The sequence below is a fragment of the Parabacteroides sp. KHUB-01 genome, assembly GCF_056640935.1.
Genome location: NZ_CM153256.1, coordinates 938,878 through 962,721, shown reverse-complemented (window position 1 = coordinate 962,721; position 23,844 = coordinate 938,878). Strand labels below are relative to the sequence as shown.

The 23,844-nt window shown below is 40.1% G+C and carries 16 protein-coding genes, 2 tRNA genes and 1 pseudogene; 10 read left to right on the top strand and 9 right to left on the bottom strand.

Going from position 1 to position 23,844, the window contains the following annotated elements:
* Window positions 1-218: 218 nt before the first annotated feature.
* Genes ACYIAR_RS04435 through ACYIAR_RS04425 form a run of 3 tightly spaced genes read right to left on the bottom strand, consistent with a single transcriptional unit; the run spans window position 219 to window position 5,638 of the window.
* Entirely contained in the window at window positions 219-1,502 is a 1,284-nt protein-coding gene (locus ACYIAR_RS04435) for a TolC family protein (protein ID WP_480332318.1), read from the bottom strand.
* A 2-nt stretch (window positions 1,503-1,504) separates the two neighbouring features.
* Window positions 1,505-4,546, bottom strand: coding sequence for an efflux RND transporter permease subunit (locus ACYIAR_RS04430; protein ID WP_480332317.1), 3,042 nt, complete (start codon window positions 4,544-4,546; stop codon window positions 1,505-1,507).
* A gap of 12 nt (window positions 4,547-4,558) precedes the next feature.
* The gene (locus tag ACYIAR_RS04425; protein ID WP_480332316.1) at window positions 4,559-5,638 is read right to left on the bottom strand and encodes an efflux RND transporter periplasmic adaptor subunit; all 1,080 of its coding nucleotides are present in this window, start codon (window positions 5,636-5,638) and stop codon (window positions 4,559-4,561) included.
* 221 nt (window positions 5,639-5,859) lie between these two features.
* On the opposite strand from ACYIAR_RS04425, the gene ACYIAR_RS04420 reads away from it, so the two are divergent.
* Window positions 5,860-6,774, top strand: coding sequence for a helix-turn-helix domain-containing protein (locus tag ACYIAR_RS04420; RefSeq protein ID WP_480332315.1), 915 nt, complete (start codon window positions 5,860-5,862; stop codon window positions 6,772-6,774).
* Here ACYIAR_RS04420 and ACYIAR_RS04415 read toward each other — a convergent pair.
* The 6 genes from ACYIAR_RS04415 to ACYIAR_RS04390 form a co-directional block, all read right to left on the bottom strand.
* Complete coding sequence (locus ACYIAR_RS04415; protein WP_480332314.1) at window positions 6,742-7,209, bottom strand: cytidine deaminase; 468 nt, start codon at window positions 7,207-7,209, stop codon at window positions 6,742-6,744. The two genes, ACYIAR_RS04420 and ACYIAR_RS04415, sit on opposite strands and share 33 nt — an antisense overlap.
* 225 nt (window positions 7,210-7,434) lie before the next feature.
* Window positions 7,435-9,183 carry a phospho-sugar mutase gene (locus ACYIAR_RS04410; protein ID WP_480332313.1) on the bottom strand — a complete coding sequence of 583 codons (1,749 nt, stop codon included), beginning with the start codon at window positions 9,181-9,183 and terminating at the stop codon, window positions 7,435-7,437.
* A gap of 84 nt (window positions 9,184-9,267) precedes the next feature.
* Complete coding sequence (locus ACYIAR_RS04405) at window positions 9,268-11,004, bottom strand: M23 family metallopeptidase (RefSeq protein WP_480332312.1); 1,737 nt, start codon at window positions 11,002-11,004, stop codon at window positions 9,268-9,270.
* A gap of 173 nt (window positions 11,005-11,177) precedes the next feature.
* On the bottom strand, window positions 11,178-12,206 hold the full coding sequence (locus ACYIAR_RS04400; protein WP_480332311.1) for an endonuclease/exonuclease/phosphatase family protein: 1,029 nt from the start codon (window positions 12,204-12,206) through the stop codon (window positions 11,178-11,180).
* A gap of 7 nt (window positions 12,207-12,213) precedes the next feature.
* Window positions 12,214-13,698 carry a hypothetical protein gene (locus tag ACYIAR_RS04395; RefSeq protein ID WP_480332310.1) on the bottom strand — a complete coding sequence of 495 codons (1,485 nt, stop codon included), beginning with the start codon at window positions 13,696-13,698 and terminating at the stop codon, window positions 12,214-12,216.
* Between the two features lie 164 nt (window positions 13,699-13,862).
* On the bottom strand, window positions 13,863-15,320 hold the full coding sequence (locus ACYIAR_RS04390) for an aminoacyl-histidine dipeptidase (RefSeq protein WP_480332309.1): 1,458 nt from the start codon (window positions 15,318-15,320) through the stop codon (window positions 13,863-13,865).
* Between the two features lie 298 nt (window positions 15,321-15,618).
* Between ACYIAR_RS04390 and ACYIAR_RS04385 the strand changes: the two genes are divergently transcribed.
* The 9 genes and pseudogenes from ACYIAR_RS04385 to ACYIAR_RS04345 all read left to right on the top strand — a co-directional run bounded on the left by ACYIAR_RS04385 (window position 15,619) and on the right by ACYIAR_RS04345 (window position 23,682).
* On the top strand, window positions 15,619-15,837 hold the full coding sequence (locus ACYIAR_RS04385) for a hypothetical protein (RefSeq protein WP_480332308.1): 219 nt from the start codon (window positions 15,619-15,621) through the stop codon (window positions 15,835-15,837).
* A gap of 20 nt (window positions 15,838-15,857) precedes the next feature.
* Complete coding sequence (locus tag ACYIAR_RS04380) at window positions 15,858-16,463, top strand: OmpH/Skp family outer membrane protein (protein WP_480332307.1); 606 nt, start codon at window positions 15,858-15,860, stop codon at window positions 16,461-16,463.
* 233 nt (window positions 16,464-16,696) lie between these two features.
* Entirely contained in the window at window positions 16,697-17,977 is a 1,281-nt protein-coding gene (eno, locus tag ACYIAR_RS04375) for a phosphopyruvate hydratase (protein WP_480332306.1), read from the top strand.
* A gap of 379 nt (window positions 17,978-18,356) precedes the next feature.
* Window positions 18,357-18,965: a trimeric intracellular cation channel family protein gene (locus ACYIAR_RS04370; RefSeq protein ID WP_480333552.1), complete on the top strand. Its 609-nt coding sequence runs from the start codon at window positions 18,357-18,359 to the stop codon at window positions 18,963-18,965.
* Window positions 18,966-19,064: 99 nt separating this feature from the next.
* Window positions 19,065-20,120 carry an asparaginase gene (locus tag ACYIAR_RS04365; protein ID WP_480332305.1) on the top strand — a complete coding sequence of 352 codons (1,056 nt, stop codon included), beginning with the start codon at window positions 19,065-19,067 and terminating at the stop codon, window positions 20,118-20,120.
* A 36-nt stretch (window positions 20,121-20,156) separates the two neighbouring features.
* Window positions 20,157-20,960, top strand: a complete 804-nt coding sequence (locus ACYIAR_RS04360; protein ID WP_480332304.1) for an MBL fold metallo-hydrolase — start codon at window positions 20,157-20,159, stop codon at window positions 20,958-20,960.
* 102 nt (window positions 20,961-21,062) lie between these two features.
* Window positions 21,063-21,138 (top strand) — tRNA-Lys (locus ACYIAR_RS04355).
* Between the two features lie 22 nt (window positions 21,139-21,160).
* A tRNA-Lys gene (locus ACYIAR_RS04350) sits at window positions 21,161-21,233 on the top strand.
* Between the two features lie 136 nt (window positions 21,234-21,369).
* Window positions 21,370-23,682 (top strand): annotated as a pseudogene (locus tag ACYIAR_RS04345) (GH92 family glycosyl hydrolase).
* Window positions 23,683-23,844: the final 162 nt, after the last annotated feature.

Below are 23,844 nucleotides of genomic sequence, written 5' to 3'. Positions count from 1 at the left end.
TGTAAAGGGAACAAGATTCATTTGAAAATTCCTTCTTATATCTGGATTCTGTTTTCATACATAAGTATAAATGATTTATAATCAGTCGTGAATATGTAATACTTTATTTCTTCCAATTTTCATAAAAGAAATATTCATGTTTCCATAAAATAAAATTATACACGAAATCATAGTGAAACAGAGTGATTCCGTGTATATGTTTTTTATTTATTCATCAATCAATTACAACTCACCGCCTTATTATACTGAGCCAATGCAGCTTTTTGCTGATACCATGTCTGGATCAGGCTGCTGTATGACTGAATCCATGAGAGCTGTGCCGAGAGGACATCAAGGATAGGGAGTTTTCCTTCGTTGTAGCTGAAGGTGTTCAGTTCGAGGTTCTCTTCAGCAATCTGGCAGGCTTCTTTAGCCAGGGTAATTTGCTTGGTGTTTTCGCTCAGGCTTGTCCATGCATTTGCTACTTCCTGTGAGATTCTGTCCCTTGTCTGGTCGAGAGCATATTCCTTGCTTCGGAGAATTGCTCTTTGTGAGTTCACTTCCTTTGAACGAGCACCCCAGTGGAAAATAGGAATCTTGAGGGTTGCCATAAGGGTTGGAGTCCATATTTGCTCGGAACCTTTGACGTTGAGCATAGGAGTTCCCCATGATCCCTGGAAACCTATGGAGAGCGAAGGATTGTATTTTGATTTTGCAATGTTTACCATTCTTTTCTGATATTCAATCTCGAGCTGTGAAATGCTGTAGTCCGGACGGTTGGACAGTATGTTTTCGGCATCGTCCTTAACCGAAGGGAGACTTATCACCTGGGTTATTGAGTCGGCAAGACTAACCGGCTCCATTGGAGATTTTCCCATAAGAATATTCATGTTTTGCAGGGCAATCTGATATTCCTTGTAGGCATTGCTTTTGTTGAGCTCAGCCTCTTTCAGACGGGAACGCACCTGGAGAAGGTCTGTTTTGCTTATCTGACCGTCGTTGAATCTCATCTCAAGCACTTTTTCCAGCTCTTTGACGATGTCAACAAATTGGCACATGACGTCGTACATTCCTTTGCGTGCAGCGGCAGACCAGTAGTTCATGTCTGCGGAATATATGATGTTATCCACTGTCAGCTCTTCTGATTTGCCTGCAATCTCGCTCTGTATCTGTGCAGCCTTGTAGTTGTTGTAGATTTTGCCTCCCATGTAAATCGGCTGGCTCACTGTGGCTCCGAGGTTGTAGGTGTTATGGTCCATTTCGATGCCGGTGCTGCCGAGGGCAAGGTCGTATTTGTTTATCCTGTACTGATAGTTTCCTGAGAAATCAATTGCAGGGAAGAAGGCTGTCTTTGCCGTGCGCATAGCTTCCTGCATTGCAACACGCTGTTCGGAACTCTGCTTTATCTGGCGGCTATAGTCCAGAACTTTTTCCTTATATGAATCCAGAGTGACGGGAGCTTCCTGCGCAAAGGCAGAAAGACTTCCCAGTATCATACATCCGGCAATTATATTGAGTTTCATATTTATGAGATTTTAATTTTAAAGAATATACAATAAGCCACTGGCAATACGAATATTGTCAATATTGTGGATATGAGCAGTCCGCCCATTATGGTAGCAGCCATTCCGGCAAACATTGCGTCGCCAAGCAAAGGAAGCATACCGAGGATGGTTGTTCCTGAAGCCATCGTAACGGGGACGATTCTCGTTTTGGTAGCTTCAATTACAGCCTTGAGAGGTTCCATTCCTCCTGATTGCAGCAGGCCAATCTCATCGACAAGGACTATGGCATTCTTTATATTCATACCTATAAGTCCGAGGAGACCGAGCATGGCAAAGAAATCGAGAGACTTGCCGAACACTATCAGACCGAATACGACGCCTATGAATATCAGAGGCAACATCAGCATGATAAGAACTGGCTTGCGATAGTGCTGAGGGAAAAGCAACAGCAAGGTTACATAAATCAGACCGAACATCAGAGGTATGTTTGCTGCTATGGCATTGTTTCCCTTGTCCTGCTCCAGCTGTTCTCCGAAATACTGGAGTTTGTATCCTTCGGGAACTTTCACATTTTCCTGGATTTCTTTCCACAGATGTGAGAAGGCTTCCATTGTGTTTGCTCCGCGTTTGGCTTCGCATTGCATCATCATCGCACGCTGTCTGTTGTAACGCTTCACAACATTGAAGTCGTATTCAAGAGGGAAATTGTCTATTACCTGCTCAACTTTTACACTCTTTCCCTTTGCGCTATATACCGGGAGAGTTTTCACGTCGTTAAGGTTCATTGAATCCAGTTCTGCATCTTTCATCAGAATTGGCATGAACAAATCACCTTCACGATATTCTCCAAGAGGTATTCCGTTGGTTGCGGAACGAAGCGAATAGGCTACCTGCTGGCGTGTGATTCCCAGTCTCAGACCTTTTTCCTGAGAGAAGTTTGGCTTCCATACCGGGACTTTGTTTCCCCAGCTGTCGCGCACTTCCATCACCATGTCGTATTTGCGGGCAATCGCTTTTGCCTGTTCGGTGAGTGAGACAAGAGTGTCGATGTTGTCGCCTATGAAACCTATTTCTATTGCTGCATCAGGGACAGGTGACAAGGCGAATAGAGACGAACGGGTGAGGATATCCGGATAATTCTCGACCATATAATCGTAGAACTTTGATTCCTCTGCCGGAGCATCTTCAGCTTCTTTAGTCTCAATCAGGATGTTGGCGAAATTCGGTTTCGGACCCATTGCCGAGCTGGCCAGATAATATCTGACAGGAGAACCGCCCATAGTAACTGAATAAGACTTTATATTTTCGTTGTTCTTCAGATATTCTTCGATTTTCAGAACATTCTTCTCAACCTCTCTGATGCTGTATCCTTCAGGGAAAATCAGGTCGGCACGGAAATATGGCTTGTTCATTATCGGGAAGAAGCTCTGAGGCATCAGTGCCATTACTACGAACGAGATAACCAGAGTTGTTATGACCGTTGTAAGTGTGACAAATCTGCGTTTGATAAGCTTCTGTATGAACAACTCAAACTTATGATAAAGCTTGGTGTCGTAAGGATTCTTTGTTTCGCCTGGAGAAGCTTCTTTCAGTATGAAATTACCGAAAGTTGTAGTCTGGGTGAGGGCAAGAATCCAGCTAAGCCCGAGTGACACTGCAAGAACAATAAACAACGGCTTTACGATTTCAGCCACCGAAGCAGGAGCCATATACATCGGAAGGAACGAACATACGGCGATAAACGTAGCTCCAAGCAAAGCCCATTGAGGTTTTGTTGCCCCGTCGATCAGCGCCTGATAACGGCTCATACCTCGCTTTATTCCTATTTGAGCGTTATCGGTTACAACAATAGCATTGTCCACAAGCATACCCATTGCGATGATGAAGGCAGCGAGTGAGGTTCTGTTAAGTCCAACGCCCATAACAAGCATTATGAGCAATGTCCCGCCAACGGAGAAGAGCAGGGAGCTGCCGACAAGCATTCCGGCACGTGTTCCCATCACCATGAATATAATGACGATAACGATAAGCAGGGATTCGATAAGGTTTATGATGAATCCGTTGTTTGCATCGTGAGCAATTCGGTTTTCAGGATAGATAGACTCCAGTTCCATGCCGACAGGGAAAAGAGATTTCATTTCTCCCAACCGTTCTTCAACTGCATTACCTACGGCTACGACATCATCTTTTGCTCCTGTGGCAACACCTATACCTATGGCACGCATACCGTTCACACGCATAAGGTTGTTAGGAGGATTAAGGTAACCTCGTTCAATTTCGGCAATGTCGCCAAGGCGGACTTCATTACCGTTTTTAGTGACTATAAGCTGGTTGCGAATGTCGTCGATACTGTTGTATGTGCCTTCGGTGCGGACTCTTAGCTGATATGCTCCGGTTGTTATCTCGCCGGTGTTGACAAGCAGATTCTGTGTCTGGAGTGTCTGCTGAATCATATTTGGGTCGATACCGAGGTTGGCAAGTTTTGGAACGGAAATGGAAACATTCACCACTTCAGTCTGTTCGCCATAAAGGAACACCTTCTGCACTCCGTTGATAGGAGTAAGCTCTGTCTTTATCTTCTGAGCCCAGTCTCTCATCTCCCTGAAGGAGAAACCGTCATCGGCGGTGAGAGCGTAGTAGATACCGAACACGTCACCGAAATCATCACTCACACTGATTGACGAAGCTCCTGAAGGAAGCTTTGGCTGGATGTTGCTGACTTTTCTTCGCAATTCATCCCATTTAACAGGCATATTTTCCGGTGGGATAGTAGGGTCAAGTTCGATAGTAATCTTTGACATACCGAAATATGATTCGGATTTAATCTGGAAAACGTCAGACATTGACTGGATTTCCCTTTCGATAGGCTCGGTTACCAGTTTCTCTACTTCCAGAGGGTCAGCTCCAGGGTATTGTGTCATCAGCACAGCCTGTTTGATAACGAAAGGAGAGTCTTCTTTCTTAGGCAGCTTAAAGAAGGCGATGACGCCACCTATAAGCATTATGGCAAGGAAGAAGTATATGACCTTTTTGTTCTCAAGAGAATATTTAGGTATATTCATTTCTTTATGATTTTAGTCTGTTAGTAATTTAACCTGCTGTTCGTCCACCAGTCTTGTAGCACCGGCAACAACAACTTTCTCTCCGGCTTTTACGCCTTCGGCAACGATTACGTTGTCTCTGGATACAAGTCCGCCATCTTTGATTTTACGTTTCTCAACTTTCTGAGTTCCCTGGTTGTAGATGAATACAAACTTGTCATTGCTCTTTGTATCTGCCACGACTGCCGATAATGGAACAAGCACAGTGTTGCTGTCGAAAGTTCCCTCCTTGATATTCAGTATAACACGGCAGGAGAAACCTACGGCAACCTTATATTTCTCAAGGTCGAAATCTTTATCGTCAATTGTCAGATAAACAGGAAGACCGGAACCGTCAGGCGAAGCCTCTACGAAATCCTTTACGCTAGCCTTGAATTTCTTCCCCTTGTAGTTGTCGAACTCTACAAACAGTTCGTGTGGGGTGGAGAAATAGACCATATTTGTCTCAGGCATGGTGAATTGTACAAGCAATTTGTTAGGATTGATAAGGCAAACGATTCCCTGACCTGCCTGAACCTTCTGATAATTCTCTACATATTTTTTCTGTATGAAGCCTTCGAAAGGAGCTTTAAGCTTTGTCTGTTCCAGCATATTCCCGGCATAGTTGAATGCAGCTTCGGCATTGGAGAATGCAGCTTCGGTTGACTCGTATTCCTGTTTTGATATTGCCTGTTTTGCAAGAAGTCGTTTTGCTCTTTCCAACTGAGCTTTGGCTGTCTGGAAAGAAGATTTCTTTGCTTCATATTCCCATTTGAAATCCTGTGGGTCTATTTCGGCAATTACCTGTCCTGCTTTTACCTTTTCTCCTTCATCAACATTGAGGGAAACTAGCGGGCCGGACATCTTGAATGCTAAGTCGCTTAATTGGTCTGACGAAACAACTCCACTGAATGATTTTTCGACTATTCCAAGAGAAACGGCTTCGGTTACTTTCACCGGTCTTGGGTTATGGTCTTTTACCTGAGGCTGGCTGCATGACACCAGACTGCCGGCAACAAGCACACAAATCAATTTTCCTTGTTTCAAGAACTGAGGTAAGATTTCTTTTTTCATTTTATTATTGAAATTATAGTTATAAATTCTAGTCTTTATTTCTTTTTCGATGCAAATAAAGGAGATTTGGAACAATATATGGCTACACGATTTTCCATATAAGTGTTCTCTTTTTCTTCTGTATTTCTAAAAAGGAAATACAGGACAATAATGAGGTGATTTGTAACACTGTGTTTTGGCTTTTTATTCGTTATTTCGCAACAGGAAAAAGAAAAACTGATATGAAAGAGGAAATAATGACAAAAGTGCTTTCTTTTATGGACAACAGACTTGCCATAATTGAGGATTTGCAAAGTTTGAATTCTGAAGACGTAGTTAAACTTGAGTCGCATGTGACTGTTCTTTGCCTTCGTGGAAAAGCTTCGTTATATATAAATGGTGAGGCTCATGAGATTAAAGCAAACGATTTGCTTATTTGCCATCCTAATATAATATTGGAGAAAAGTATGGTGAGTTTTGATTTCTTTTGCCGGTGCATTATTATGTCTCCTGAGTATATACGTCAGTGGGCTATGCTGTCAAACGATTCGTGGGAAGTGAAGAAGTTTCTGGAAAATACTCCGGTCTTGTCGCTGTCAGAAGAAGAGGTTGGTTTGCTCTGTCATTATTATGATCTTCTTTACTCAAAACTTGTAGGGAAGAAGCGCACGCACCAGCGTGAGCTGATAGATGCATTGTTTCAGGCTTTCCTGTATGAGTTTACCGATATATTGGAACGCTTCATAAGTGTTTCCGCTCCTACTTATACAACTTCTGAAACTATTTTCCGTGATTTCATAGATTTGCTTATGGCTACTTATCCAAAAGAAAGGCGTGTATCGTTTTATGCCGACAAGCTGAATATAACACCGAAATATTTATCAGTGATATGTAAGAAAGTGGCAGGTCAGACTGCTTCTGACCTGATAGACAAATATGTTATGAATGATATCCAATATTTGCTGAAGAAACAGAATGTAAGTATAAAGGAAATAGTGAACGAACAGAATTTCCCCAATATCTCATTTTTCGGAAAATATGTGAAGAAACATCTCGGTGTGTCTCCAAAGATGTATAGGGAACAGTTAGCCGATATGAAATTATCAGTTGTTGACGGAGTTGCTTCAGAAAGAATCGAAAGAGAAAGGCAGCAGTGAAGAAACTGATTTCAATATTTTTGTTTCCTCTTTACCGCATAGGAGAATTCTTATTTCCTGTTTGAAGCGCTGTTCTGTCTCTAGCAAAACCTGGCAGCAGGAACCGCAAGGAGAAATAGTATCAGTTATCGTATCATTATATACTGCAGCTATGGCAATGGCAATGACTGCTTTGTCCGGATATTGCGCGCTGGCAGAAAAAAGAGCCACTCTTTCCGCGCATAGTCCGGAAGGATATGCTATATTTTCCTGATTGTTTCCGCATACAATTGTACCGTCGGATAACAATACGGCTGCTCCAACGTGGAATTTGGAATAAGGAGCGTATGCTTTCTTTGCTGCATCAACAGCCAAGTCAAACAGTTGTTTGTCTGATTTGCCCAATTCGCTGTTATGGAGCTGTTCATATTGGATTTGAATGGTATTTGATTTCATATCTATAATAAATAAGCTTAACTTCCAGATAACAAGTTGACAAGAGTTTTTGGATAATAAATTGTAAAGTTACAGGTGTTTTGCCCTTGTCAACTTGTCTCTGAAGCCTTGTTGACTTTTAAGTAGAGCAACTTGCGAAACTTTAATAAATAAAAAAGAGTTTTTGAGATGCATGGTTGCATATACAACTCATACAATTTCAAAAACTCCTAAAAATTTATGGGCTTAAATTCCTAGAGAAGCCTTGATTGCTTCAATCTTTTCGTTTGCAGCCTTTTCAGCAGCTTCAAGTTCGTCAACGCTGTTTACTTTAGAGTGAACTTCGCAATAGAACTTGATTTTTGGCTCAGTTCCTGAAGGACGGATTGAAACCTTTGTGTTGTCTTCAGTAAAATACTGGATAACATTTGAAGTTGTAGGCATATCCAATGAAATAACTTCATTTTCAACATAATCCTTACCTTTCAAAGTTGCAAAGTCATACATATATGTAACTTTTGAACCAGCGATTTCAGTAAGAGGATTTTCACGGAAATGTTTCATCATAGCTTCAATTTCTTCAGCACCGCTCTTACCTTTCTTAACTACAGAAATACCTTTTTCTTTTGAGAAGCCATATTCAACATAAATCTTCTGCAAAAGCTGATACATTGTGATGCCCTGGTCCTTAGCCCAAGCAGCGATTTCTGCTAGGATAGCACATGCAGAAACAGCATCTTTATCACGAACGAAGTCTTCGCACAAGAAACCGTAGCTTTCTTCGCCACCGCCGATGTAATTCTTCTTGCCTTCGTTCTGTTTCATTACGTTAGCAATCCATTTGAAGCCAGTGTAAACGTCATACATTTCAACACCGTTGCGTTCAGCGATAGTGCGGATAGTTTCAGTAGTAACGATAGTTTTTACGATATATTCTTTACCCTGAACTTTGCCAAGTTCTTTCCAGCGAGTGATCAAATAGTAAACGAACATCAAAGCAGTCTGGTTACCGTTCAAAAGAACCCATTCGCCTTCGTTGTTCTTAACAGCAGCACCAACGCGGTCTGCATCAGGGTCTGAAGCAAGAACCAATTCAGCATCAGTTTCTTTTGCTTTCTCAACAGCCATTGCCAAAGCTGCAGGTTCTTCAGGATTTGGAGAAACTACAGTTGGGAAGTCGCCGCTTACAACGTCCTGTTCCGGAACATGGATAATGTTAGTGAAACCATAAGCAGCCAAAGCCTGAGGAACAAGTTTCACACCTGTACCGTGGATAGGAGTGTAGACAATCTTCATGTCTTTATGACGTGAGATAGCTTCAGGTGACAAAGAAATTGTTTTCAAATCGTTGACATACATGTTGTCAATTTCCTCACCAATAACTTCGATAAGCTTTTTGTTACCTTCGAATTTGATATCGCTTGCGTTACGGATTTTGTTTACTTCAGCAATAGTATTTTTGTCGTGAGGAGCAATCATCTGAGCACCATCGTTCCAGTATGCCTTATATCCGTTATATTCTTTAGGATTGTGAGATGCAGTAAGGATAATACCGCTCTGGCATCCAAGTTTACGGATAGCGTATGACATTTCAGGAGTTGGACGAAGGCTTTCGAAAATATAAACCTTGATTCCGTTTGCAGAGAAAATATCTGCAGAAATTTCAGCAAACTTACGGCTATTGTTGCGGCAGTCGTGACCGATAACAACTTTTATTTCGTCTAATTCAGAAAATTCCTGTTTCAAATAGTTTGAAAGACCTTGTGTTGCAGCACCAACAGTATAGATATTCATACGGTTAGAACCAACACCCATAATACCACGCAAACCACCTGTACCGAATTCCAAGTCCTTATAGAAGCATTCGATTAGTTCTGTCGGGTCTTCATTGTCCAGCAATGCTTGAACTTGAGCACGAGTTTCTGCGTCATAACTTTCAGTAAGCCATCCTTGTGCCTTACTTCTTACCATTTCTAAAAGTTCGTTGTTTTCCATGTTTTTATTATATTGTGTTTTATTGTTGTCCAATAAGTTTTATTACAATAACAAATTTACGAAAAAATATTAATAACAAAAGCTTTATCTACTTTTTTTGACTTTTGTAAGTGTCTCAGAATTATTACTGAATGTATATTCATATACAGATTCGTTGTCGCAGGCATCTTTAACATATAATTTCAGATGATGTTTTCCTGGTTTGAGACGTTTGCTGTCGTAGGTATATGTTATCACAGATTTATTGTTCATTGTGAACAGAGCATATTTCCCGTCAATTTCTCCTCTGTATGTTTCCACACCGCTGAGGTCGTCCGTAAGGCGGAAAACTATTTTCTTTTTCTGGTTCCATGTTTCCTTGCCGACAGGGATAATTGAAGGCTTCTTAGTGTCTTTCCTTACTGTGTATGCTCCCAGTTCCCTTATTTCTCCATTTACCCAACCGTTCTTATATGTTCCGCCAATCCATCTTTGTTTACTCTTGTTCCATTGCACGATACCGTATTGCTTTTTATTTTTCAAAGTATCGGCATCAGAATTTATTTTCAGAGACAACATTGCCTTTTTGTGCAGTGCCACAGGCTCGTCGTTCAGATAATGGGTTGGAGCCATCAGAGTTGTATCGTCGCGGACAGAGTATTTTATGTAAACACTCTGGTATAAGTTTCCTTTAGGAATATGCATACGCACACCTTTTGCTCCGAAACGGTTGTCCTTGCTCCATATAAATAATTCTCTTCCTTCTGTTTCTGCCGTTGGAATATCTTGTTTTTTCCCTTTTACCGGAATCTTCAGAGTAGTCGTATTTCCAAAATAATCTTTCAGCGTATATACGAAGTTATATGTCCTTTCTTCATTAATATTTACTATTCCCCTGTTTCTTGCAGATAAGAATCTCAACTTGTTTCCTGGGTCAACAAAACTTTTAATATAGAAAGAATTGTTGTTCTTCCAGTCTGCATAATCAATCAGGCTGTTCAGATATCTTGTCTCGCTGAATGCAAAACGGTCAATCTCGCTGTTGAAAATTTCTTCTCCGTCCACTGAAAGAGAAATGGAGCGAACTCCATATATATTGGGCGTTCCATCCATTTTGTCGTAGCATTTTATGGCAAAACCAATTTCACCCCATGCTTCAACAGCTTCAGCCTTTTGTTTCTTTGACTTTGCGTCGTTTATGATTTTAATATTCTGCTTCTTGGACGAACTGTTTACAATTCCACCTCCTTCAACGGGATATACCCTTATTCCTCTTATCTGCGGTGCAGTCTTATCTTTTATCGACTTGCTGAAATAAGGAATCGGGTCCATTACATCTTCAGTTTTTGTATCTCTCACTTCAAAATGCAGGTGAGGACCACCGGAACTTCCAGTATTTCCAGAATAAGCAACTATTTCTCCCTTCTTCACCGGAAACATATCTGATTTGGGAAAAAGATTTACAGAGAATGATTCCTTGGCGTATTGCTGCTCCTTGATATATTTCTCAACTTTGGCAGGAAACTTTTTCAGATGTCCATAGACGGTTGTAGTTCCATCCGGATGGTCGATATACAGACAATTCCCGTATCCTGTGGGGCTTACTGAAATCCTTGAAACATATCCATCCTGGATTGCCTTTATTGGTTTCCCTTCAGCTCCTTGAGTTTTGAAATCAATTCCTGAGTGGAAATGATTTGCACGCAATTCTCCGAAATTGCCACTCAGCAATATTGGAAAATCAAAAGGGTTGGGCAATTGTTTTTTTGTCTGTGCCGTAGCATCTGCACCTACACTTGCCGAAAGTAATATTGAAATAGCTAGTATTTGTTTTAGTTTCATTATAATCTTAGTTTGTGATAACAAAGGTAATGTTTAGATTTTATAAGTCAAATGATTTTTCTCAGCCATGAACTTATCATTGACGCTATGAAAATATTTGACATTTCGTTTAAAACAACAGATATTTCAGAAGAAACACTATTATGTATTTACAGGAATATCGCATTAACCGGTTATGGAACGATTACAAAATCAGCCATGACAGGAAGATGGTCGCTGAATCCTCCTTCATATTTATATCCATAATAAGTTCTGAAAGGTCTTTTCCCTTTCCATGTCCTGTCTGCTTTTAACAGGAATGATGGAGAATGGACTCTGTTACTACCTTCAATAAACTTTATCCGGCTTTTACCATATATAATATTAGTGTTTACAATTATATGGTCAATCTGGCTCCAGTTTCCCTGATATTTGTGCGTTCCTCCGGCATTAGTGAAAAGATTGTATAAACTGTTACCTTCGATGTTGCTGTCTGAAACTTTTTCCGGCATATCTTTTGCCTTCAGACCTTCTGTAAGAGTGCGGCTTTGAGGCGTGTCGTTGAAGTCGCCCATTATAATAATGTTAGACTCCTTATTGTTATTCATAATTGAATCCGCCTTTTCTTTTATCATGGATGCTGCATTAAGCCTTGCGTCTTCCGTTTCTTTCTCTCCTCCATATTTCGAAGGAAAATGAACTGTGAAAATATCCATTGAAGCTGAATGTAAAGTTTGTGCATTCAGGTAGAGAATCTTCCTAGTAGGTCTTTGTCTTTTTCCCGTGAATACATCAATATTCTCCTGATTCAGGACTCTTATAATATCTCTTCTGTACAGGATAGCAACATTTATTCCTCTAACGTCGTTTCCGTCTGTTATCCTGTATTCATACATGAAATTCCTTAATGGTGTTTTTTCTGTAAGGTCCTTAAGTATGCTTTCGTTCTCAACTTCGCACAGCCCGATTATAGCCGGGGGATTCCAGTCGGAAGCCGACAAAATAACTTTGGCAATTTGCTGAAGCTTGAGGTTGTATCTTTTGTTGGTCCAATGCCTTATTCCTTCAGGAGTGAAATCATCGTCAGACTTTTCCGGATTATTTTCCGTATCGAAGAAATTCTCCACATTATAGAATAAAACACGAAAGACTTCTTGTCCTTTCGCAATGTCGGGGACAAGAAGTCTTATGATAAATATAAAAATAATGGAGTGAAATTTCATGCTATAATTACTTTTCTTCCTCCGGAACATACTCATATGCTCCGATAGTCGGTCCGGCAACACTCTCAAGCCTTTTTACGCCCAGTCTGTCGATAGGATAGGAGGCTGAAACAGCAGGGTCAGCTTTTCCTACACCAACAGATGTTTCCTCGGCAATGCGGAAATCATATTGATACTTATTCTTTTCTCCGCCTTTAAGTTTATATACAGGTCTGCTTTCGTCGTTAGCGAAAATTACGGATTTGAAATGTTCGTTGTTTTCGCCGTTAGTTGTCACAACGCAGTGATTGAACAAATAATTGAATTGTGCCGCGTCATTCTCCGACATAGCTATTTCACCATTTAATTTATCAGTTCCTGCACCATAACTACCGTCAATTATACAATTGTCGAAGTTTGCATTCAAGTCGGCATTCACCGTGTTGCCGTCTTTGCTGTAATTATTTGCCAATGCCAGACAAACTGTTGTGCGCTGAACCAGAGTGATGAAATTAGCCAATGTGCAGTGTGCAAAATTGTAATCACCTGAAACAAGAGCTACAACACTGCCCCCGGCATTTGTGATTTCAGAATTATATACCACCATTTTACAGTTGATTGCACTGAAAGCATTCTCGCTCATATTTGTTATTTGCGAATTGCTCACTGTCAGTTTCAGATTGTCTGGATTTGATGCTTCGGCGGTTACACCTGTAGTTCCGTTTCTGATAATCGTATGACTCAGAGAGTTGTTGAAACTTGAGTTTTTAAGGAAAATACCTCCCCATTGTCCTGGTGTCCTGTCATAAGGAAGCACATCGTTGAGGATGAAATCCAGGCGGTCACCTCGGATTATAACGGGATTCTCCATAGTTCCGCAAGACTTCAATGTTCCATATGAAATTATGTTTGCCTTGTCGTGCATATACATTGAAACACCTTTCTCCAATTGCAGAGTGGCGCCGTTATTTATCACAATGCTGTCATACACCAGATAAGGTTTGTCTGCCTTGAAAACAGTGTCTTTATTTATATGTACTCCACCTTTCATAAGGTGAACATCCTGTCCGAATGCTTCAAGATTTACAACTTGTTTTATACCGTTTGTGACAAACACAACTGAATCTTCGACAAGCATAGGCTGGTTCTTGCCGTTCGGATCAACCGTAACTTCAACAAGAACAAACAAGCTGTCTTCTTCAAGAATAGGAATATTATTGAAGTAGTCACCCTTTCTTCCATCTACATTTATTCTGAATCCGGTAGTTTCAGCTCCGGCAAGCATGATAGTTTCAATATTCAGTGGCTCTTTGTTTTTATTATATATCATGAATTGTTTTGTGGCTGAGCCAATGCTGGTAAACACCGTGTCGAAAGATAAGGTATCAGTAGAGAATGACAAACGATGGTTAGGATTGGTTGAGAAGTTGTCATCCAATCTGTTGCAAGCTGAAAATATTGCTGAACAAATAATCAGTGCAATTAGTATCAATGGAGATATTATACGTTTCATACAACTTGTAAATTGAAAAAATATCTTTTGTTTTGGTTTTATTAATACAAAAATACAAAACAAAAGTTTTTTATACAAATTTAAAGGGAATAAAGTTAAGAAAATCTTATAAATTTTGATTTCACTAACTTTACTCCCTTTATTATAACGTATGTATCCTCAAATTATTTTGCAGGAATATTTTTTAACAGTTCCAAAAGATGGCTCCACCACAAACCAACAGTTGAGATTTCAATTCTTTCGTTAGGAGAGTGGACGTCACGCAATGTAGGACCGAATGAAATCATATCCAGATGAGGATATTTTTCAAGGAACAGACCGCATTCCAAACCCGCATGGATGGCCATAATTTCAGCATCTTTGTTGAACAGTTTTCTGTATGTTTCCTGTGCAACCTTAAGAATGCTTGAGTTTGGATTAGGAGCCCAACCAGGATAGCCGTCGCCATGAGAAACTTCAGCACCAGCCAACAGGAATGTGCTTGCAACCTGATTTGCAACAGCAATCTTGCATGATTCGATAGAACTTCTCTGGCTTGTTCCAACAACAATAGTATTGTTTTCTTTCATCTTGATAGATGCAAGGTTTGTTGATGTTTCAACCAAGCCTTCGATGTCGTGACTCATACCGATAACACCGTGAGGACAAGCATGCATTGCATAGATAACCTTAGTTGCAGTTTCGTTGTCAATGATGAATGAAGGTTTGTCTTCTGATTCCATAGTCAGACGAACATTCTTGTCAACGTGTTTCAATTCATTTTCAATATCAGCTGCAAAGTGGTTAAGCAAAATGCGAACAGGTTCTTTGTCTGCCGGTTTTACACCGATAACTGCATGAGCTTCACGTGCGATAGCATTTCTCAAATTACCGCCGTCGATTGATGCAAGAACAAATTCAGACTGCTTTTTAAGCAGATAAAGGAAGCGGACAAGAATCTTGTTGGCATTTCCAAGTCCTTTATGGATTTCACCACCTGAGTGACCACCGTTAAGACCTTTTACATCAATTCTGAAATACTGATAGTCTGCTGGAGCTTTCTCAGCATTGTAATGGAATACAGCCTGAGTGTCTTTTCCTCCGGCACAACCCATGAAAATCTGGCCTTCGTCCTCACTGTCGAGGTTCAAAAGAATTCCTCCAGTCATAAATCCTGCCTGTAAAGCCTTTGCACCTGTCAGTCCTGTTTCTTCATCAACAGTGAACAAACATTCAATCGGACCATGCTCAATATCATTTGAAGCAAGCAAAGCAAGTTCAGCAGCCATACCGATACCGTTGTCTGCACCGAGAGTAGTACCTTTTGCGCACAACCAGTCGCCGTCAACAACAGTTTCGATTGGGTCATTTTCAAAATCATGCACAGTGTCATTATTCTTTTCGCACACCATATCCATGTGTGACTGAAGAATAACAGTTGGCAGATTTTCAAAACCTTTTGTTGCAGGCTTGCTCATTAAGATATTTCCTGCTTCGTCCTTTTTAATATCTACATTATATTTTTTAGCGAAAGATTCCAGGTACGCTATAATTTTTCCCTCTTTCTTTGATGGGCGAGGAACTTGAGTGATTTCATGGAAAAACTTCCATACGATTTCCGGTTTTAATTCTGTAATGTTCATATCCTTTTTTGTGTTAAAATATGATTATAATAAGTGTCAATAAAGAGCGAAAACAAGAATTCTAGCAAAAAAAGTAGAATTATACGTGTAAAATCTACTTTGTAATCACTTAAACTCTTATCTTTGCGTCCACAAATATAGTGAAAGGCGAGTGCAGAGCAAAATAAAAAACTTGTTTTTGATTTTGATATGCCGAGCCGCATCCTATATTATCCAAATATAGTGAAAGGCGAGTGCAGAGCAAAATAAAACTTGTTTTTGATTTTGATATGCCAGTCGCATCTAAATTAATATTGTAATGTTGAAAGTATTATTCATAACAGTCATTATAATTCTAATATGCGTTGTTCTTTTGTCTGTCAAAGTTATATTCAAAAAGAACGGTAGATTTCCTAATACACATATTGAAGGAAACAAAGAGCTGGCAAAAAAAGGAATATATTGCGCAAAGACGGAAGACCGTTTGCAACGCAAGCAGCAGAATTTGATTGACAGACTGAATGAGCAAATAAAATAAAAAATAATAATAAACACTTTATGAAGAACATTAACTACGTCGTTAACGGAGTGCTGGCTATTGCGGTTATCATTCTGTTTGTTATGCAGTTCTCAGGTAAGAATGAAACTAAGGCCGTAAAGAGCATTTCTTCAGGAGAAGCGTCTAACGGAACTATGCCTGTTGCTTATGTAAATGTGGATTCTCTGCTTGAGAACTACAATTATGCAAAAGATTTGAATGAAATTATTTTAAAGAAATCTGAAAACTCCCGTGCTAGCGTAAACCAGAAAGCAAACAGCTTACGCACTGAAATGCAGGAATTTCAGAGAAAAATTGAGAATAACGCTTTTCTAACTCGTGAAAGAGCAGAACAGGAACAGCAGCGTCTGTTGCAGAAACAGCAGGAATTGCAGGAACTTGATGCTCGTTTGTCTCAGGAATTGCTTACAGAGCAGCAGAAACTGAACGAACAGCTTCGTGATACAGTTGTTGCTCAGTTGAAAGTCTATAACAAAGATAAAGGATACCATATTATATATAGTAATACAATGGGCGATAATATCCTTTATGCTCAGGACGGATATGATATCACTGCCGAATTGCTTGAATATTTGAATAAGAACTATTCAAATGCTTCAAAGTAAGTAATAGACAAGGATTGGAAAATAATTTTACAGGAAACTAAAACCTGAATAACTTTATAATATATTAATAGTTTAAGTTGGGGCGTGCCGGAATTATATTTCGGCACGCCTTTTTTATACCTGAAAATAGCTATAAAAAGAATATTTACTGGGTGTAGAATACCTTGTTATGGTTATTGCATACTATTACTAATGTGGATAATTTTGCGATGTAATCAAAAACAAGAATAAGTATGAAAATTGAAAAGATAATCGGACGCGAAGTCTTGGACTCACGTGGAAACCCGACAGTAGAAGTAGATGTGATTTTGGAGTCAGGTGTTATGGGACGTGCTTCTGTTCCTTCAGGAGCATCAACCGGCGAAAACGAGGCTTTGGAACTTCGTGATGGCGACAAATCACGCTATTGCGGTAAAGGTGTGCTGAAGGCAGTTGAAAATGTCAACACAAAGATTGCTCCAGCTTTGAAAGGAATGTCTGCCCTCGACCAGGTCGGTGTTGATAATGCTATGCTGAAACTGGACGGAACAAAAACCAAATCTAATTTGGGTGCAAATGCTATCCTAGGAGTTTCTCTGGCAGTGGCAAAGGCAGCAGCCAACTATCTTGATATTCCTCTTTACAGATATATTGGCGGAACTAACACTTACGTAATGCCTGTTCCGATGATGAACATTATCAATGGTGGCTCTCACAGCGACGCTCCGATTGCTTTCCAGGAATTTATGATTCGTCCGGTCGGCGCTTCTTCTTTCCGTGAAGGATTGCGTATGGGTGCAGAAGTGTTCCATGCATTGAAAAAAGTGTTGCACGACCGCGGACTTAGCACAGCTGTAGGTGATGAAGGTGGTTTTGCTCCATCTCTCGACGGTACAGAAGATGCTTTGAACTCAATCATTGCAGCAATCAAGGCGGCAGGTTATGTTCCTGGAAAAGACGTGATGATTGGAATGGACTGTGCTTCTTCTGAATTCTATTCAGACGGAATCTATGACTATACAAAATTTGAAGGAGCAAAAGGTGTAAAACGTACTTCGGATGAGCAGGTAGATTATCTTGAAAAACTTATCAACGAATATCCTATCGATTCAATCGAAGACGGAATGAGCGAAAACGACTGGGAAGGATGGAAAAAACTTACTGACAGAATCGGAAACCGCTGCCAGCTGGTTGGCGACGATTTGTTTGTGACAAATGTTGAATTCCTTTCACGCGGTATTCAGGAAGGTTGTGCCAATTCAATCCTTATCAAAGTTAACCAGATTGGTTCTTTGACAGAAACATTGAATGCTATTGAAATGGCTCACCGCCATGGATACACAACGGTTACTTCTCATCGTTCCGGTGAGACTGAGGATGCTACGATTGCAGATATCGCAGTGGCAACCAACAGCGGACAAATCAAGACAGGTTCGTTGAGCCGCTCAGACCGTATGGCAAAATATAACCAGTTGCTTCGCATCGAAGAAGAATTGGGTGAAAGAGCTGTATATGGCTATAAACGTTTAAAATAACTTGACTGTTAGATACATTATAATCGCTAATTTATGTAAGATATGAAAGGGAAGGCTTTTCCGGGAGGAAGAGCCTTTCTTGTTTTCGTGACAATAGTAAATTGAACGTTGAACTGGTATATCTTGAATTCTTAATAATACCTTTTAATAAATGCATTCTTCACTATTTAAGTTTAAAACTAAGACTTAGTTTCTACAATCTTAGTCTTAGTTTATAAAAACTAAAGCTAAGTTTTTACAAACTAAGGCTTAGTTGCAAGAAAATATACTACCCTTTCGATTTATGCACTTAGCTTAGCAGATATTGGATAAGATGAATATAGGAAAAGATTGCGTTGAACAGAATATTTCTTTTTCATATCTTTGCCGGAAAAAACAAATGATAGATTTCATAACTTTATGTGATTATGTCGGAACATTTGCCTTTGCCATAAGTGGTATACGCTTGGCTTCAGCAAAGAAATTCGACTGGTTCGGAGCCTATGTGGTGGGCGGTGTGACAGCTGTTGGTGGTGGAACAATGAGAGATGTATTTTTGGGAGCCACACCGTTTTGGATGACACAATCTTCTTATCTTATTGTGACAGGTCTTGCCCTTTTGTTCGTAATCATTTTCAGGAAATACGTTATCAGGCTGAATAATACCATATTTATTTTCGACGCCATAGGATTGGGCTTGTTTACTGTCGTGGGAGTTGCAAAAACTCTTGAATATGGATTCCCGATTTGGGCAGCTATAATAATGGGCACTGTTACCGGTGCTTTTGGTGGTATGCTACGTGATACGCTGATAAACGAAGTACCGTTGATTTTCCGAAAAGATATATATGCTTCGGCATGCGTGATAGGCGGTATTATATATTATATATGTTTACAGATAAATATTTCTCTTCCGGTAACACAGTTCATATCGGCCGCCACGGTGTTTGTAACCCGTGCCATTGCTGTGAAGTATCATATAAGTCTGCCGGTTTTAAAAGGAGAATAACTTGTCAAAACAGAGCTAATCATTTATCTTTGTATTTTCCGAATTAGTGGTTGAAACCAGTGTCTGCAAGACATAAATATTAATAATGTATACAAGGAAATGAACACTACGCAAGATAAAGCATCCATTCTGTTGATATACACCGGTGGAACAATAGGAATGACGGAGAATCCGGAAACAGGAGTTCTTGAATCTTTCAATTTCCAGCATTTGGCTGAGAATGTCCCGGAATTGAAGAAACTAGGTCACCATGTTGAGACCATACAGTTTGAACCACCGATGGATTCGTCTGCAATGGGACCGGATTCGTGGATGAAAATAGTACGGATAATTTCTGACAATTACTCCAAATTTGACGGATTTGTTGTTTTGCACGGAACGGATACTATGTCCTATACAGCTTCGGCTCTCAGCTTTATGCTTGAGAATCTGAGCAAGCCTGTGATTCTTACCGGTTCACAGCTCCCGATAGGTATGTTGCGTACGGATGGAAAGGAAAATCTTATAACAGCTATTGAAATTGCGGCTGCTAAGGAAAACGGCATACCTATTGTTCCTGAGGTTTGCGTATTCTTTGAGAACGAGCTTATGCGCGGAAACAGAACATGCAAGGCTAATGCTGATAACTTCAATGCTTTCCGTTCATATAATTATCCTTCGCTGGCAAAAGCCGGAATACATATTAAATATGACCAGTCGCAGATATACAGGCCGATTTCACGCAAGCCTTTGAAACCTCATTATCTGCTTGACAGAAATATTGCCATATTGAAACTTTTCCCTGGAATTTCACCTCAGGTGGTGGAAAGCATACTTAATATTCCTGGAATAAAGGGTGTGGTGATGGAAACTTTCGGAAGCGGGAATGCTCCAATGGACGAGTGGTTCCTTTCTATGCTGAAAGATGCGGTTGACAGAGGAATTGTGATTGTCAATGTCACACAATGCCGTGCCGGTAGCGTTGAGATGCACCGTTATGAAACGGGACACAAGCTGCTCGAAATCGGAGTTGTTTCGGGATATGACAGCACAACCGAAAGTGCTGTGACAAAACTAATGTTCCTGTTCGGACACGGTTTGACTCCTGATGAGGTGAAAGAGCATATGAATTGCTCATTGATTGGTGAAATTACGCTACCGGCAGCCTTGCGATAGGTTGTTGCGCATAGCTAAAAATATGAGAGGATAATAATGAAATTGTTATTTTTTAGTTTGGCGAGTGGAAGCAGTGGAAACTGCTATTATCTTGGCACATCTGAATATGGAATACTGATTGATGCCGGTATAGGCTTCAGAACTATAAAGAAGTCTCTTAAAGATAAAGGTATCGAAATTGAAAAAATAATAGCCGTGCTGGTCACTCACGACCATGCCGACCACATAAAAACTGTAGGAATCCTTGGTGAAAGAATGAATATCCCTGTATATTCAACCGAAGGAGTGCATTTCGGTATCAACAGAAGCCGCTATGTGGAAGATAAGCTTTATACGTCGAGAAGGGTTATCGAGAAGGAAACACCGTTTATGATAAAGGATTTCAGGATAACTGCGTTTCAGGTGCCTCACGACAGTGTTGACAGTGTCGGTTATTTTATTGAATATGCAAATCACAAATTCACCATAGCAACAGATGTTGGACATATCACTGATACTGTAGGTAAATATATAGCCCAGGCAAATCATCTTGTCATTGAGGCAAACTATGATGAAACAATGCTTGTTCAAGGCTCTTATCCGGCGTTTCTTAAGGAACGTGTGGCAAGCCCGATTGGTCATCTGAGCAACAGGGAAGCTGCTGAATTTATTGCTACGCATTATACTCCGGAACTTAAAAATATTTGGCTTTGTCATCTTAGCCGCGACAACAACCATCCGGAACTTGCCTACAAGACTGTGGATACACGTCTGTATCAGGAAGGTATCAGAGTGGGGAAGGATGTTTCTCTGGTTGCATTGAAGAGGACAAACCCTTCTGATATGTATGAACTGGAGTAATGATAGAAATTTTTTTAGTAAAAAGTTTGGGAAAAGTTTGCAGAGAAAAATAAAAGTCGTATCTTTGCACCCGCAATCGAGAACGAAACGGTTGTTAAGAATGACTTCGTAGCTCAGTTGGTAGAGCAAATGACTCTTAATCATTGGGTCGAGGGTTCGAGCCCCTCCGAGGTCACCAAACTTAATAATTATGAAATACTGACTTCGTAGCTCAGTTGGTAGAGCAAATGACTCTTAATCATTGGGTCGAGGGTTCGAGCCCCTCCGAGGTCACGAAAGGGAATATGCCGGAAGCGTATTCCTTTTTTCGTTTATTAATGTTGAAAAATTGCTTATTTTTGTGTACGCCTTAAAACTAGATTAATTGTTTAATGCAGCTAGTCTGCTAAAATAACTTTTTATGAAAATAATGCGAAGTATATTGACGGTAACATCTTCTGTGTTGTTATTGTCTTCTGCAGCCAATGCAGAAAAACTTACCGAGTATGTGAATCCTTTTGTTGGTACTGACGGTTATGGAAATGTATATCCGGGAGCTCAGATTCCTTTTGGTGGTATACAGATAAGTCCGGATACAGATGCAAAATTTTATGATGCTGCTTCCGGATACAAGTATAATCATACTTCTTTACTAGGATTCAGCCTTAACCATCTTAGCGGAACGGGAATCCCTGATTTGGGAGACTTCCTGTTTATTCCCGGAACAGGAGAGATGAAGCTTGAGCCTGGAACGCGGGAAAATCCTGATGCCGGTTACAGATCCAGATATTCTCATGATAAGGAATATGCTGAACCAAACTATTATACTGTAGATTTGCTGGATTATGGTTTGAAAGCTGAAATGACTTCCGGCTTGCGAAGCGGAATGTTCAGATTTACTTATCCTAAATCAGAGAAAGCATTCATAATGATAGATATGAACCATACTTTGTGGCAAAATTGTGAATGGGCAAATCTGAGAATGGAGAATGATTCAACTATTACAGGCTACAAGCTTGTCAAAGGTTGGGGACCGGAAAGACATGTTTATTTCACGGCTGTTTTCTCAAAAAAACTGAAGAATTTCAGAATAATGCAGGACAAGAAACCTGTAATTTATAATACTAGCAGATTCCGCAGCAGCAATGAGGCTTGGGGAAAGAATCTGATGGCCTGTATATCTTTTGAGACAGAAGCCGGCGAAGAGGTTACTGTAAAGACTGCAATTTCTGCTGTCAGCACTAATGGCGCAAAGAACAATCTTAAGGAATTGGATGGAATGACATTTGATGCTTTGAGAAAGAAAGGTGCAGATTTATGGGAAAAAGAACTTGGCAAATATAAAGTGGAAGGAAGCCATGACGACAAAGTTACTTTCTATACTTCGGCATATCGTGCAGCTATGCATCCGTTCCTGTTCCAGGATGCTGACGGAAGTTTCAGAGGTTTGGATAAGAACATCGAGAAGGCTGAAGGTTTTACAAACTATACGGTTTTCTCATTGTGGGACACATACAGGGCTTTCCATCCGTGGTTGAATCTTGTGAATCAGGAGTTGAATGCCAACCTTGCAAATTCAATGCTTGCGCATTATGACAAGAGTGTTGAGAAAATGCTTCCTATATGGTCGTTCTATGGAAATGAAACATGGTGTATGATTGGTTATCATGCCGTGTCTGTCCTTGCTGATATGATTGTGAAAGGAGTGAAAGGCTTCGATTACGAAAGAGCTTATGAGGCTATGAAAACTACGGCAATGAACGAGCATTATGACTGTTTGCCGGAATACCGTGAGAACGGATGGGTTCCTTTTGACCGTGAGGCTGAGTCTGTTTCCAAAACTCTGGAATATGCATATGATGATTATTGCATTGCACAAGCAGCCAAAGCTTTGGGAAAAACAGATGATTATGAATATTTCCTTAATCGTTCCATGGGATATCAGACTCTTATCGACCCGGAAACGAAGTTTATGAGAGGACGTGACTATGAAGGAAACTGGCGTACTCCTTTTGCTCCGATAGCATATCAAGGACCTGGCTCCGTAAACGGTTGGGGTGATATAACAGAAGGTTTCACCATGCAATATACATGGACTGTGCCTCATGACGTGCAAGGTTATATTAATATTGCCGGAAAAAAGACTTTCAAGAAGAATCTGGATGAGTTGTTTACTCTTTAATTGCCGGAAGATATTCCAGGTGCGCATGATATTCAGGGACGTATCGGCGGATATTGGCATGGCAACGAACCTTGTCATCATGTAACATATTTGTATAACTATCTGGGCGAGCCATGGAATTGCCAAAAATGGGTAAGAGAAATTGCCAAACGTTTTTATGGAACTGAGCCCGGATCTTTGAGCGGAAACGATGATTGCGGACAAATGTCGGCATGGTATATGTTCAATTGTCTTGGTATATATCCGGTAGCTCCGTCTAGCAATGTATATAATATAGGTTCTCCTTGTCTTAAAGGTCTTACTGTGAGATTGAGCAATGGAAAATATATTGAGATGACGACTGACAACTGGTCTGAAGAGAATGTATATATAAAGGAAATGTATCTCAACGGTGAAAAATATACTAAGTCTTATATTAATTATGATGATATAAAGAATGGTGTAAAAATTCATTTTGTGATGAGCAATAAGCCTAATTACAAGAGAGGAACAAAGGCTTCGGATATTCCTGCGTCAGTTTCTGAAAAAGGAAAAACTAAAGTTTTTGTGGCAAATAAATAGAATTTATAGTTGATAGGAATTGAAGGTGTGTCATGGAATTGGCACACCTTCGGTTTTTTATGAGGATTTTTGTTTTTGGTCTTTATAATATTTAAATAAAGTCTATCTTTGTCTCAGTATGCAGACATATTCAAAAACATACAGTTGCACATTATTGCTGTT

What these genes read in the sequence shown, in the direction of transcription:
- ACYIAR_RS04435 (WP_480332318.1), bottom strand. Translation starts at nt 1,502, where the DNA reads ATGAAACTCAATATAATTGCCGGATGTATGATACTGGGAAGTCTTTCT.
- ACYIAR_RS04430 (WP_480332317.1), bottom strand. Translation starts at nt 4,546, where the DNA reads ATGAATATACCTAAATATTCTCTTGAGAACAAAAAGGTCATATACTTC.
- ACYIAR_RS04425 (WP_480332316.1), bottom strand. Translation starts at nt 5,638, where the DNA reads ATGAAAAAAGAAATCTTACCTCAGTTCTTGAAACAAGGAAAATTGATT.
- ACYIAR_RS04420 (WP_480332315.1), top strand. Translation starts at nt 5,860, where the DNA reads ATGAAAGAGGAAATAATGACAAAAGTGCTTTCTTTTATGGACAACAGA.
- ACYIAR_RS04415 (WP_480332314.1), bottom strand. Translation starts at nt 7,209, where the DNA reads ATGAAATCAAATACCATTCAAATCCAATATGAACAGCTCCATAACAGC.
- ACYIAR_RS04410 (WP_480332313.1), bottom strand. Translation starts at nt 9,183, where the DNA reads ATGGAAAACAACGAACTTTTAGAAATGGTAAGAAGTAAGGCACAAGGA.
- ACYIAR_RS04405 (WP_480332312.1), bottom strand. Translation starts at nt 11,004, where the DNA reads ATGAAACTAAAACAAATACTAGCTATTTCAATATTACTTTCGGCAAGT.
- ACYIAR_RS04400 (WP_480332311.1), bottom strand. Translation starts at nt 12,206, where the DNA reads ATGAAATTTCACTCCATTATTTTTATATTTATCATAAGACTTCTTGTC.
- ACYIAR_RS04395 (WP_480332310.1), bottom strand. Translation starts at nt 13,698, where the DNA reads ATGAAACGTATAATATCTCCATTGATACTAATTGCACTGATTATTTGT.
- ACYIAR_RS04390 (WP_480332309.1), bottom strand. Translation starts at nt 15,320, where the DNA reads ATGAACATTACAGAATTAAAACCGGAAATCGTATGGAAGTTTTTCCAT.
- ACYIAR_RS04385 (WP_480332308.1), top strand. Translation starts at nt 15,619, where the DNA reads ATGTTGAAAGTATTATTCATAACAGTCATTATAATTCTAATATGCGTT.
- ACYIAR_RS04380 (WP_480332307.1), top strand. Translation starts at nt 15,858, where the DNA reads ATGAAGAACATTAACTACGTCGTTAACGGAGTGCTGGCTATTGCGGTT.
- eno (WP_480332306.1), top strand. Translation starts at nt 16,697, where the DNA reads ATGAAAATTGAAAAGATAATCGGACGCGAAGTCTTGGACTCACGTGGA.
- ACYIAR_RS04370 (WP_480333552.1), top strand. Translation starts at nt 18,357, where the DNA reads ATGATAGATTTCATAACTTTATGTGATTATGTCGGAACATTTGCCTTT.
- ACYIAR_RS04365 (WP_480332305.1), top strand. Translation starts at nt 19,065, where the DNA reads ATGAACACTACGCAAGATAAAGCATCCATTCTGTTGATATACACCGGT.
- ACYIAR_RS04360 (WP_480332304.1), top strand. Translation starts at nt 20,157, where the DNA reads ATGAAATTGTTATTTTTTAGTTTGGCGAGTGGAAGCAGTGGAAACTGC.